The following is an 11,828-nucleotide window of genomic DNA, read 5'->3' as shown; positions in this document are numbered from 1 at the left end:
TTTGGATAATGCGCTCATCTACGCCATTGAAGAAGGAAATTTCAGCCACAGCGGTTTTAATTACACAACTTGGCTCAGCAGTGTATTGGAGAGAATGATTCGAAGAAATTTCAACTGGAATAGGATCGAGTTTGACGGGAACAATGGTTAATTTGTTTGTAGACATAATGGCACCTCCTTTGATTGATACATTTATCGTACCGGAGGTGCCTGATGTTTTATATGCGTTGTTTGATTACGGGCTTACGATATGTATAAAAGGACAAAACAACTAGTCTACACACCAAAGGAGAGAAATTAAATGAATAGTAGCTTTTTCAACTTCGACAAGATGTTAACACCTTCTATCATTAAAATTGTCTTCATTATTGTCTCTGTCTTAACCATTCTATTAGGTTTTGGATTTATTGTAAGTGGAATTAATAGCATGTATGGTGGTGGTTCCCTTGTCTTTTTAGGCCTAGCATTAATTGTGGTGGGGCCACTATTTACGCGCATTTACTGTGAAACCCTAATTGTTGTATTTAAAATGCATGAAGCTCTTCATAAAATGGCAGAAATAAAGAATCAAGAATAAAAAAAGCGATGCGGTTTAAACCGCATCGCTTTTTCATCATTGTACTGCTTTTTCAATTTCTTTCGCCATCTCAGCTACTGAAAGTAGTCCCCCACCTGATAAGTACCAGTAGTTCGGATCTAAATAAACAATGTTTCCTTCTTTATAAGCTTTTGTTTTTTTGATTAGCTCGTTTTCTAGCGCTTGCTTAGCAGGTGATTCCCCACCTACAACTGCGCTACGATCCACTACAAACAAGTAATCAGGATTCTTCTCTACAATGTATTCAAACGACACGCCTTGACCATGCGTGGAAGCTTCGATACCAGCATCAACTGGCGTAATTCCTAGTTCATCATGAATGATACCAAAGCGTGAGCCTGGTCCATATGCGCTTACTTTTCCTTCGTTAACAAGAACAATTAAACCATTTTTCTTTGAAGCTTGAGCTTCTTCTTTCACAGTTGCCATTGTTTTTTCAACAGCCGCTACCTCTTTTTCTACCTCTGCTTCTTTGCCAAAGATTTCGCCTAACGTTTGTGCATTTTTCTTAAATGAAGTCATATAGTTCTCTGTGTCTAAACCCATATGAATTGTCGGTGCAATCTTTGTAAACTCGTCGTATTGATCAGCTTGACGCCCTGAAATAATGATTAAATCTGGATTGATTTCGCTGATTTTTTCAAAGTCAGGTTCTTTTAATCCTCCTACATTTTCATACTTCTTATCTTCATATTTTGATAGATAAGAAGGCATGCTATCCTGCGGAACACCGGTTACGTTGATTCCTAATTTGTCCATAGAATCTAATGTACCAAAATCAAAGACTACTACCTTATCTGGATTTTTATCTACTTTTGTTTCTCCTAATTCATGCTGAACCGTGATTGTTTCTTCCTTTTTCGTTTCTTTCTTTTCATTGTCTGCAGTCGTGCTACCTTCATTTGATCCGCAAGCTGCAACTATAACTGCAAGCAACGCTGCTAGAAATACCATATATAACTTCTTCATCTAACTTCCATCCTTTTCGCTGTATTTAAAATATATGTGAATTACTCTAATCCTAAGCTGCTATTTTCGCACTTCATGTAAAGGGCCCCGCGCTAAACAACCTCTTAATGGATTAAAATAACAATCACCTTGATCTAAGCTGAAAAATAAACGCCTATCTTGTTTCCATCAATTGTTTGAATAGGAATATGCATATCATAGACGTCTAAAAGAACATCTTCTTTAATAATTTCAGAAGTTGCTCCATGCTTAATGAGTTGTCCATTCTTTAAAGCAACAATATAATCTGAATAGCATGAGGCAAAATTAATGTCGTGAATGACAATAATAATCGTTTTCCCTAGCTCATCCACAAGCCTTCTTAAAACCTTCATGATTTGAACAGAATGCTTCATATCTAAATTATTTAAAGGTTCATCAAGTAAGATATAATCCGTATTTTGAGCTAAGACCATTGCAATATATGCTCGTTGCCTCTGCCCACCGCTTAGCTCATCAATATACTTATGCTGCATATCTTCAAGCTCCATATATGCAATCGCTTCATCTATATAAGCTATATCTTCTTTCTTTAACTTTCCTTGTGAATAAGGAAACCTACCAAATGATACGAGTTCTCGAATCGTAAGTCGCATCGTTAAATGGTTTGTTTGTTTTAAGATTGAAATTTTCTTTGCTAATTCGTTGCTTTTTGAGTTCATCACATCATGACCTTCTAATAGAATCTCACCTGCATCTCTCTTTAAGATGCGACTAATCATAGATAGCAGCGTACTTTTCCCTGCTCCATTCGGTCCGATGAATGACGTAATCTTTCCCTTTTGAATTTGAACAGATACATCATCTATTACTTTTTTGTTTCCGTACTTTTTTGTCACGCCGTTAACAGTAATCATGTTCTACTCCCCTTCAATAAAAGATAAAGAAAATACACGCCACCAATAAAGTTAATAATGACGCTGAGCGTTGTTGAAAACGTGAAGACGCGTTCAACAACTAGTAAACCACCTACTAAAGAGAAAATACTAATGATAATAGAGCCACTTAGAAGATACATGTGGCGATACGTTTTAAATACTTCGTGCGCTACGTTAACAACCAGCAAGCCTAAGAAAGTAATGGGTCCAACCAATGCTGTTGCAATAGAAATAAAGATAGCAATTAACACAAGAAGCTTTTTTGTCACTGCATCATAGTCAATTCCAAGGTTAATGGCTTCTTCTCTCCCAAGTGATAAAACGTCTAAATATTTAACATACCGAGACCCATATACGCTTAGTATGATAATTAATAAGAAAGATAGAAAAAGCAATTCTGTCTGAACATTATTAAAGCTTGCAAACATTCGATCTTGTACCATTAGAAATTCATTCGGATCAATTAATACTTGCATGAAGGAAGAGACACTTTGGAAAAAAGTTCCAAAAATCAACCCAACTAACAGTAAAAAATAAATGTTACTTTTTCCTTCTTTTTTAAACAACATTTGATAGAGAAGCATGGCAAACAAAACCATCCCTAAAATGGAAATTGCAAAGTTTATATTTTTATTCACCGTCACAATATTCATTGAACCGAATAGAAAAATAAGAATGGTCTGAATAAGCATATACAAAGAGTCTAATCCAATAATACTTGGCGTTAAAATCCGATTGTTAGTGATTGTTTGAAACACCACGGTGGAAACTGCAATGGAAAATCCCGTTAGGATAATTGCTGCTAATTTCTCTAGACGCCTTGGCAGAATATAGTCCCAATTACCATTTGATTGATAAAATAAAAATAATAAAGTTACGCCAACTGCCACGGTTGCTAAAACTATTAATTTTAATCGATTACTCATAAGCCTTTCTCCTAATCAACATGTACAAGAATATCCCACTACCAATGACGCCAACCATCATACCAATGGAAATCTCGTATGGATAAATGATAACTCGTCCTAAAATATCACAAGTCAGTACAAAAATCGCTCCAAGCAAAGCTGTTTGCGGAAGACTGTTTTTCAAATGATCTCCAGCATATATTGACACAATATTCGGAATGATTAATCCTAAAAAAGGAATCATTCCAACCGTTAATAGTACGATAGATGACACAAGTGCTACGATGACTAACCCAATGTTCACAACCTGCTTAAATGGTAACCCTAGATTGGTAGCAAAGTCCTCTCCCATTCCTGCAATCGTAAATTTATTAGCATACAAGTAGGCAATAATCATCAGTGGAACACTTAAATAGATTAACTCATATTGTCCTGAAATAATGGTAGAGAAATCACCTTGCAACCAAGAGCCAATGCTTTGAATCAAATCATTTTTATAAGCAAAAAATGTCGTTATGGAACCAATGACATTACCAAACATCAAACCAACAAGAGGAATAAAAATTCGATCTTTTACTTTGATAGAATCTAAAATCTTCATAAAGATGAAGGTTCCAATTAAAGCGAAAACAAATGCAACCAACATTTTTTGAATTGGACTAGCTGATGTGAATAACATCAATGCTACCAAAACACCTAAGCGTGCAGAATCCATGGTTCCAGCGGTCGTCGGAGAAACAAATTTATTTCTCGTCAGCTGCTGCATAATCAATCCACATATACTTAAGCTTACTCCAGCAATAATGATGCTAATCAATCGTGGAAAACGACTAATTAGTAGCACTTGAATTTGCTCTTGATCAAAGGATAAGACCCCATAAATATTTACTGGTGATACGCCGATAAATAACGAAATAAGGGATAATAAAAATAGTAAAATAATAAGATACCTAATTTTCACGCTGCTACTCTTCCTTACTATGTATAATTTAAAAATATCAATAACGATAATCATTATCAGTTCATGGTAAAAAATAAAATGATGTCTCCATCACTGGTCTTGTTATCATCTCACTTATTATATGATAGTGAAAATCATTATCATATGTCAATAGGATTTCCCTATTTTTTTCTTTATTTCCGTAAATTACATCGAATTTTATTTAACGTTGACAAGCAGGTAGCTAACTCTTCTTCTGTTAACCCCTCTGACGCATCATTAATTGTTTGCTGTGCTAGTTTTTCTAATTCCAACTGGATGTCTTTCCCATATTCTGTTAGATAAATTAAGTTAATTCGACGATCCGTTATATGTGGAACTCGCTTTACTAACTCACGCTTAATCATGTTATCAATTAGACGTGATACGCTTGCTTGATCGCGTTCATTTTGAATAGCTAGCTGATTTTGAGTTTGGCCATCTTTTTCATATAGTCGACTCATAATCTGCCACTGCTCATATGTAAGTGGATAATTGTTATTTTTAAAATGATGATTTAAACGGTTCATCATTAAGCGTGAGGCGTGAAACAATCGATATCCTAGTGAATCATCTAATTTATAGCTTTCCTTGTTCATGCTTCCGTGCACCCCTTTTGGTTTAGTTTATCGTACCTTCGTATAAATGTCTATGTACAATCTACGTAAATGCATATTAACTCTTTATATTCGGAATACTACTAATACAATTTCAGTGGCCAAAGGAGATTTGTTATGTCAGTTGTAATAGTAACAGCAATCCTCGAAGTAAAGCCAGGTTCTGAGGAAAAACTATATGATGTCTTGCTAAACGTATTGGCACCCTCAAAAAGCGAAAATGGCTGCATTCGATATGACCTGCATCGATCTATTGACAATCCCTCCACCTTTGTTTTCTACGAACAATGGCGAGACAAGCATGCTTTAGATGAACATTTGTCGAGTGCTCACTACAAAAATTATCAGAAACAAACAGAAGCTCTCATTTTAAATCGTACGGTTCATTTATTAAAGCTTGTAAATCCTTAAAATAAAAAATCACCCTTTGTTCTCTTTTACTATTTACGCTATAATGAAGAAGCTCTTTAGTTGCTTTTCTCTTACATATTATTAAGCTAAGAGCAATTTTTGTTTCAAACAGAAAGGATAAACATATGTTTTCAATTCGTGAATACACCGTAGAAAAATTGCAAGATCCATTTGGAATGTTACCAGGTGAACGCTATGAGTTTCACCTTTATATCGACGTAGATGAAGAAGATGAACTATATACAGGCAGTGACTTAGGTCTCCGAACACTTTATATTATTAATGATGGCAAATCTTCTATTTCTCAACCTTATTTCTATGAAATCTCTACTAATAAGGTGTTAGATTTTGAACTAGAAGATGACGAAGCTGTTGAAGTTCAAGCATTTTGTAGCAAGCATCTAGAAGCTGAAAATACAGGAGAATAAACAAAAAGAGGCTGGGACATAAATAATTCAGCCAATGATAAATCTGAACGATCGAGAGTTCCTCACTTTTAATCGTTCAGGTTATTTTGATTGTGAAAACAATTTTGGAGACAAGGTGGAATGGAACGAACTTATTCTGACAACGTAAAGAGGTGAGAAAAGGTTTTGTTATGTTCCATCCTCTTTTTATTTCTTTTTTTCTTCATGTTCCATTAGTTTTTTTACTATTTCTGTAGGCTTCCAGCAGTTAAACTGGTAGGATGGTTTCGTATCATACCCCAACCTGGAACAAAAATACTTCATTCCATTTTCAAGCTTTATACTTCTAAAATGCTGACAGGTTGCACAACAGTGAAAATCCCGCACGGTTCTTCCCCCTTCTTCTTATCTTTTCTTGTATAATAAGTATATTATATTATCACTTTGCGTGTACTTAACATATGCTTCTAAGAACGCGAGTGCAAAACAGCTCTCACCTTATACGTAGATTACTTTTTTATAGAAAGGAGGATTCGATGGAGTTTCTACAAGTACTACTTCCTATTTTCGGCATTTTCGCTCTTGGATTTATCGGCCAAAAGACCATTGGTTTTGATGCAAAAAACATTTCAAAAATGTCATTGTATCTAATGTCTCCTGTACTTGTCTTTCAAACGTTTTATACGAATCTAATATCTGTTACATATTTGTACCTAGGCGCTTTTTTACTCATTCTTTGCTTATCAATCATTGCGGTTGTCAGGCTAATTGGGTTTATCCGGAGTTATTCAACAACGGAAACATGTGGAATGATTCTCGCTTCTGCATTTATGAATAACGGTAACTACGGAACTCCTGTAGTCTTATTAGTATTCGGAGCGATGGGATTAGATATTGCAATTGTACTAATGGTTCTTCAACAGCTCATCATGTGTACCGTTGGGGTTTACTATGCGGCAAAAGGCAGTCCCGAGGCGAACGGAATCAAATCTGCTTTGCGTGCTGTTGTAACAATGCCAATTGTATACGGAGCCATCTTAGGGCTGACTTTTCAACTTCTACATATTACGCTAAGTCCACCCGTTGAAGAAGCAGTTAGCTTAGTAGCAAGTGCGACAATTCCAACAGTTATGATTGTTCTAGGGATGCAGCTTGCTAATATCAAGTTAAAAAACATTGCGTTTCGCAAACTGTCTTTTTCGTTATCATTAAAATTATTAGTTTCACCAATTCTTGCATTTATCATTGTTCAATTTTTACCGATTGATCAAATGACCAAGCAAATACTCATTATTATGGCTGCCATGCCAACAGCAGCTAATACCACAATGTATGCGCTCGAGTATAACACTGACACCGAGTTTGTCTCATCATCCACGCTTATTAGCACCTGTTTGAGCCTTATTACTCTTCCGATTGTATTGAGCGTTGTAGTCTAAATAAAAAGAGACTGAGACATAAGTAGTTCAGCCTCTACTATGCCTGAACGATTGAGAGTTCATAACTTTTAATCGTTCAGGTTTTTTGCTGATTGTGAAAACCAATGTTGGAAACAGGGTGGAATGGAGCGGAGGACACTCGACTCCTGCGGGAAAGAGAGGGAAAACGGAGATCCTGCAGCGCAGTGAGGAAGCTCAGGTTCCTCCCCGCGGAAAGCGAGTGACCGTAGCGCAATGGAACGAACGGGTTGAGACAAATCAAAGAGATGGGAACAGCGAGTGTTCGTCTTTTAGAAGCAATCATTTTGTTATGTCCCAAACTCTTTTTTTATCATTTTTTAAAAATCCCGAACGGTTTTCCAATCGGAAGCACTTCTCTTCCAAAATGCGTATTCAATACTGCGGCTGCCGATCCATAGAATGACATAATTGCAATTAAAAGCTCTGAAAAAGCAGCTAATAAATGTGTGACATGGTACATAACATTAAACGAACTCAATGATAAACCAATAAATAAGAAATCGATAAGAACAAAAATAATGAAAAGAACTTTATTCGTTTCCATTGCTCCAACTGTCATAAATAAGCTGAAAATTAAATAGCCGATAAAAGCCATACCTAATTGTCGCCCATCAACTACTGCGAGTTCTTCTCCAAAAACCCCTAGCTGCATTAACCATGAAGCAGCTACACCGAACCAGAACAATCCGAATGCTCCAAATGCAGTCATACCAAACGTATTATTATGCTTGCCATCTTGAATAGCTGCGAACAATTGCGCAAGACCACCTAAGAAAATAGCCCACGGCAAAATAAAAGCTAATCCATCTGTTAAGCCCAGCTTTTGTGATGATGCTACTAGCGTCACCATTGCCAAACCGAATAACCCAATAGCTGATGGATCAGCAGTGGTAATCTTTACTTCTTGTGCTTTAACTTGACTCATTCTTTACCTCCTAAAATACACATGCTTAAATAAGGTACTTGTTTATTGAGAAGCTGTCAATACATTTTTGTAAAATAGAAAAAGCTACCTTAAATAAGGTAGCTTTTAACGATTTAAATTAAAGTTTTACAACGTTTTCAGCTTGAGGACCACGTTGACCTTCAACGATTTCAAACTCTACGCTTTGGCCTTCTTCTAATGTTTTGAATCCGTCTGTTTGAATAGCTGAGAAATGAACGAATACGTCATTTTCTCCTGGAACTTCGATGAACCCAAATCCTTTTTCACTATTAAACCATTTTACTGTACCTTTAGTAGCCATAAAAAAACCTCCAAAAAAATGTAAAAAATTTAATATGTTACTCTATATTTACACCGTAAATAAAAAATTCACATATTATAAAGACTTTCTACTACGAAGTAGATCTCCTTTATAACACGTGAATTGTGTATCAACCATCTAGTTCGCAATAAATCCTCTCATTCTGAAATAAGTGAGAGCACTTAATTTTTTATTTAAAAATTAAAAATGTTTACGTTTTCATTCTACAATAACTTTTTCTAAAATGCAAGAGAGAACGGTAGTTTTTTACATTCTTCTTTTCTTGATTTAAAAAAGAATACAAAGCCGAATCAACCGGTTCGGCTCTCACCTCTCTATTATGTAAGCATATTGTCTAAATCTTCATCGATGACTTCTTTACGCTTATTTTGTAGCGTTTCAAATAACAATCGTGCTTCTACTTCTGTTAAAGCAAAGGTTGTTTTCTCATGTTCATTCCCTGTTTCGCTTCGTATAATCAATAAGCTTTCTTCAATTCCACGGTTCATTTTTACCACTCCTTTTTGGCTTAGTATAAGCTTATTTCAAATTTCTATGTATGTTTTCACCTCGTTTAATGAAAGCTAACGAACGAAAATTATTTCACAAGGAGGAATGAGACATGATAAAAAAATCACTTTTTGTAGCAGTTAGTTTCGCAACAATTTTATCATTATTTGGTTGTAACACTACAGACCAAGGAAAAGATGGCCTCATTAATGACGATACGGTCCGCAACGTTTCATATGAAAATGAAATGGATAACAATATGAATTGACGTAACGCAAGAAAAAAAGCGTGATCAATATGCTGAATCACGCATGGAAGTAGCAAACGGTGCAGCCGATCGAGTAAATGCATTAAGTGAAGTGAAAAATGCAAACGTTGTTATAATGAATCGTGATGCGTATGTTGCAGCAGTTTTAGAAGATAAAAAAGAAGGCAAGTTAACAAAAGAAATGGAAACAAAAATTGCTGATGAGGTTAAAAAATCTAACAACAACATTCAAGAAGTATATGTTTCAACAAACCCAGATTTTGTTGATCGCATGAATAGTTATGTTAACAAGTTGGAAGATGGACATCCAATTACCGGCATTATCAACGAATTTAATGAAGTAGTACGCCGAGTATTTCCGAACAATCGTTAATTAAAAAAGGCCAAATTGGCCTTTTTTTTGTTTTAGAACGTGTACATATTTTTAATCAAAAGGCATCATATTAAATAGTAGAAAGCAACAATTTTATTGGTAATTTATTCTAATTTTTAAAGAATAAATACATGTTTTAATATTCATAATATTTTTACTTTATTTTTATTTAGTAAGCGGTTTCATCGGCTTTATTTATGTAATCAAGCGGGTTTCATTTCAAAAAATTCGTGTTTAATAACTTGATACTCTGGGAAAAGTTTGTTAGCTTAAAAAACCGTAAGCTGTTTATATGACACGATTTTCCACAAGTCATATATAAAAACAGAAAAAGGAGAGATATTGTGGATATTAGTTTATTTATTTCACTAGCAATTTATTTTATAGGGATGCTGGCTATCGGTTGGTATGCTTATAAAAAATCTACTGATGACATTTCAGGCTATATGCTAGGTGGTCGTGGACTTGGTCCTGCTGTAACAGCCCTATCAGCTGGTGCATCTGACATGAGTGGTTGGATGTTAATGGGTTTACCAGGTGCTATGTATGCTACAGGAGTATCTAGTTTATGGATTGCCGTTGGTTTAACAATCGGTGCTTACCTAAATTACCTAATTGTTGCTCCGCGTCTTCGAACGTACACAGAAGTAGCAAATGACTCCATTACAATCCCAGATTATTTTGAAAACCGCTTCAATGATACATCCAAAGTTCTTCGAACAGTATCAGCCATCGTTATTTTTGTCTTCTTCACTCTTTATACTTCTGCTGGAATGGTATCCGGTGGTACATTATTCGAGTCTGCGTTTGGTTTAGACTATCGAATTGGTTTATTTGTAACAGCAGGTGTTGTTATTGCTTATACACTATTCGGTGGATTTTTAGCGGTAAGTTTAACCGACTTTGTACAAGGTATTATTATGTTTATCGCTCTTGTTCTTGTACCGATTGTAGCGTTTACTGAATTAGGCGGTGTTGGAACAACGTTTGATGTAGTTCGTGACATTGACCCAGCGTACTTAGATTTCTTTAGAGGTACAACGGTTGTTGGAATTATCTCATTCTTAGCTTGGGGTCTTGGCTACTTTGGGCAACCTCACATTATTGTTCGATTCATGGCTATTTCGTCTATTAAAGAGTTAAAACCAGCTCGCCGAATCGGTATGGGATGGATGATTATTTCCATTATCGGTGCAATGTTTACTGGATTAATTGGTATTGCTTATGTTGACCAAACTGCAACCACATTAGCAAATCCAGAAACAATCTTTATTAAATTCGCACAAGTATTGTTCCATCCATTTATTACAGGGTTCTTACTAGCAGCGATTCTTGCTGCAATCATGAGTACAATTTCGTCTCAGCTACTTGTAACATCAAGTGCTATTACGGAAGACTTTTATAAAGCGTTTTTCCGTCGCAAAGCAACAGATAAAGAACTTGTCTTAGTAGGACGTCTATCTGTACTAGGTGTCGCAATCATTGGTATTCTCTTATCATTAAATCCAAATGATACGATTTTGGGTCTTGTAGGTTATGCATGGGCCGGGTTCGGTTCAGCATTTGGCCCTGCAGTTTTACTAAGTCTATACTGGAAGAAGATGACTCGTTGGGGTGCTCTTGCCGGTATGATTGTTGGGGCTGCTACGGTATTAATTTGGGTAAACGTACCTGGATTAAGCGAAGCACTTTATGAAATGATTCCTGGTTTCGTACTAAGCTTCTTAGCTGTCGTCGTTGTCAGCTTGTTAACAAAAGATCCTTCAACGAAAGTTCAAGGTACTTTCGTTGAAATGGAAGAAACATTAGAAGAAGAAACTAAATAAATCCAAACGAAAGCTCGCAAACATCTTTTTGCGAGCTTTTTATTTTCTATACGTAGCCCAAGCTTTTTCTTCATACGTATATAGATAAGAGCTTATAAGGAGCATTCCTGTTAGAAGGATTTTCGGGGACTTGAACAAAAAAGAGCCCTCTTGGTATGATACGGGGTGTCAAATCATAGCGCGAATTGACCCCTAACTTAGTTAACCAAGGAGGCCTCCAAAGTGGATTTTAAACAAAATCAGAAAATAAATCAAGTCACCGAGAATACACTCGTAGTAGGAATTGACATTGCCAAGCGAAAACATTTTGCTTGCTTTGTAGATGATCGTGGTCGGGT

15 protein-coding genes are annotated in these 11,828 nt (G+C 35.8%); 7 read left to right on the top strand and 8 right to left on the bottom strand.

The window, feature by feature from the left end; genetic code table 11:
* Positions 1-301: 301 nt before the first annotated feature.
* Positions 302-577: a DUF4282 domain-containing protein gene (locus tag A2U94_RS19490; protein ID WP_025907150.1), complete on the top strand. Its 276-nt coding sequence runs from the start codon at positions 302-304 to the stop codon at positions 575-577.
* Between the two features lie 36 nt (positions 578-613).
* Here the strand turns inward: A2U94_RS19490 and A2U94_RS19485 are convergent, their stop codons facing one another.
* The 5 genes from A2U94_RS19485 to A2U94_RS19465 form a co-directional block, all read right to left on the bottom strand.
* Complete coding sequence (locus A2U94_RS19485) at positions 614-1,567, bottom strand: siderophore ABC transporter substrate-binding protein (RefSeq protein WP_025907149.1); 954 nt, start codon at positions 1,565-1,567, stop codon at positions 614-616.
* A 134-nt stretch (positions 1,568-1,701) separates the two neighbouring features.
* Positions 1,702-2,463 (bottom strand): iron ABC transporter ATP-binding protein, encoded by a 762-nt coding sequence (locus A2U94_RS19480; protein WP_025907148.1) that lies wholly within the window; start codon positions 2,461-2,463, stop codon positions 1,702-1,704.
* Positions 2,460-3,410 carry an iron chelate uptake ABC transporter family permease subunit gene (locus A2U94_RS19475; protein WP_025907146.1) on the bottom strand — a complete coding sequence of 317 codons (951 nt, stop codon included), beginning with the start codon at positions 3,408-3,410 and terminating at the stop codon, positions 2,460-2,462. The genes A2U94_RS19480 and A2U94_RS19475 overlap by 4 nt, the downstream gene beginning before the upstream one ends.
* Entirely contained in the window at positions 3,403-4,353 is a 951-nt protein-coding gene (locus A2U94_RS19470) for an ABC transporter permease (RefSeq protein ID WP_025907144.1), read from the bottom strand. Before A2U94_RS19470 ends, A2U94_RS19475 begins: the two co-directional genes overlap by 8 nt.
* A gap of 173 nt (positions 4,354-4,526) precedes the next feature.
* Positions 4,527-4,970 (bottom strand): MarR family winged helix-turn-helix transcriptional regulator, encoded by a 444-nt coding sequence (locus tag A2U94_RS19465; RefSeq protein ID WP_025907142.1) that lies wholly within the window; start codon positions 4,968-4,970, stop codon positions 4,527-4,529.
* A 135-nt stretch (positions 4,971-5,105) separates the two neighbouring features.
* Between A2U94_RS19465 and A2U94_RS19460 the strand changes: the two genes are divergently transcribed.
* From A2U94_RS19460 to A2U94_RS19445, 3 genes are all read left to right on the top strand, one after another.
* Positions 5,106-5,399, top strand: a complete 294-nt coding sequence (locus A2U94_RS19460) for a putative quinol monooxygenase (RefSeq protein WP_025907140.1) — start codon at positions 5,106-5,108, stop codon at positions 5,397-5,399.
* 125 nt (positions 5,400-5,524) lie between these two features.
* Entirely contained in the window at positions 5,525-5,827 is a 303-nt protein-coding gene (locus A2U94_RS19455) for a DUF6509 family protein (protein ID WP_025907138.1), read from the top strand.
* A gap of 515 nt (positions 5,828-6,342) precedes the next feature.
* Positions 6,343-7,245 carry an AEC family transporter gene (locus A2U94_RS19445; protein ID WP_062686817.1) on the top strand — a complete coding sequence of 301 codons (903 nt, stop codon included), beginning with the start codon at positions 6,343-6,345 and terminating at the stop codon, positions 7,243-7,245.
* 331 nt (positions 7,246-7,576) lie between these two features.
* Here A2U94_RS19445 and A2U94_RS19440 read toward each other — a convergent pair whose 3' ends face one another.
* The 3 genes from A2U94_RS19440 to A2U94_RS21685 all read right to left on the bottom strand — a co-directional run bounded on the left by A2U94_RS19440 (position 7,577) and on the right by A2U94_RS21685 (position 9,022).
* Positions 7,577-8,191, bottom strand: a complete 615-nt coding sequence (locus A2U94_RS19440) for an acetate uptake transporter (protein ID WP_025907132.1) — start codon at positions 8,189-8,191, stop codon at positions 7,577-7,579.
* A 118-nt stretch (positions 8,192-8,309) separates the two neighbouring features.
* Entirely contained in the window at positions 8,310-8,513 is a 204-nt protein-coding gene (locus A2U94_RS19435) for a cold-shock protein (RefSeq protein ID WP_025907130.1), read from the bottom strand.
* A gap of 338 nt (positions 8,514-8,851) precedes the next feature.
* On the bottom strand, positions 8,852-9,022 hold the full coding sequence (locus A2U94_RS21685) for a hypothetical protein (RefSeq protein ID WP_167556154.1): 171 nt from the start codon (positions 9,020-9,022) through the stop codon (positions 8,852-8,854).
* Positions 9,023-9,135: 113 nt separating this feature from the next.
* On the opposite strand from A2U94_RS21685, the gene A2U94_RS22020 reads away from it, so the two are divergent.
* The 3 genes from A2U94_RS22020 (at position 9,136) to putP (ending at position 11,490) form a co-directional block, all read left to right on the top strand.
* A complete protein-coding gene (locus A2U94_RS22020; protein ID WP_231882787.1) occupies positions 9,136-9,291 on the top strand; it encodes a hypothetical protein in 156 nt (51 codons plus the stop codon).
* Between the two features lie 43 nt (positions 9,292-9,334).
* Positions 9,335-9,664 carry a YhcN/YlaJ family sporulation lipoprotein gene (locus A2U94_RS22015; protein ID WP_231882786.1) on the top strand — a complete coding sequence of 110 codons (330 nt, stop codon included), beginning with the start codon at positions 9,335-9,337 and terminating at the stop codon, positions 9,662-9,664.
* Positions 9,665-10,008: 344 nt separating this feature from the next.
* The gene (gene putP / locus A2U94_RS19425; RefSeq protein ID WP_025907128.1) at positions 10,009-11,490 is read left to right on the top strand and encodes a sodium/proline symporter PutP; all 1,482 of its coding nucleotides are present in this window, start codon (positions 10,009-10,011) and stop codon (positions 11,488-11,490) included.
* Positions 11,491-11,828 lie beyond the last annotated feature (338 nt).

Source organism: Bacillus sp. VT 712, from assembly GCF_001614195.1.
GTDB lineage: Bacteria > Bacillota > Bacilli > Bacillales > Bacillaceae_H > Priestia > Priestia flexa.
Note: the sequence above shows the minus strand (reverse complement) of the source record. Positions and strands in the feature narration are given on the sequence as shown.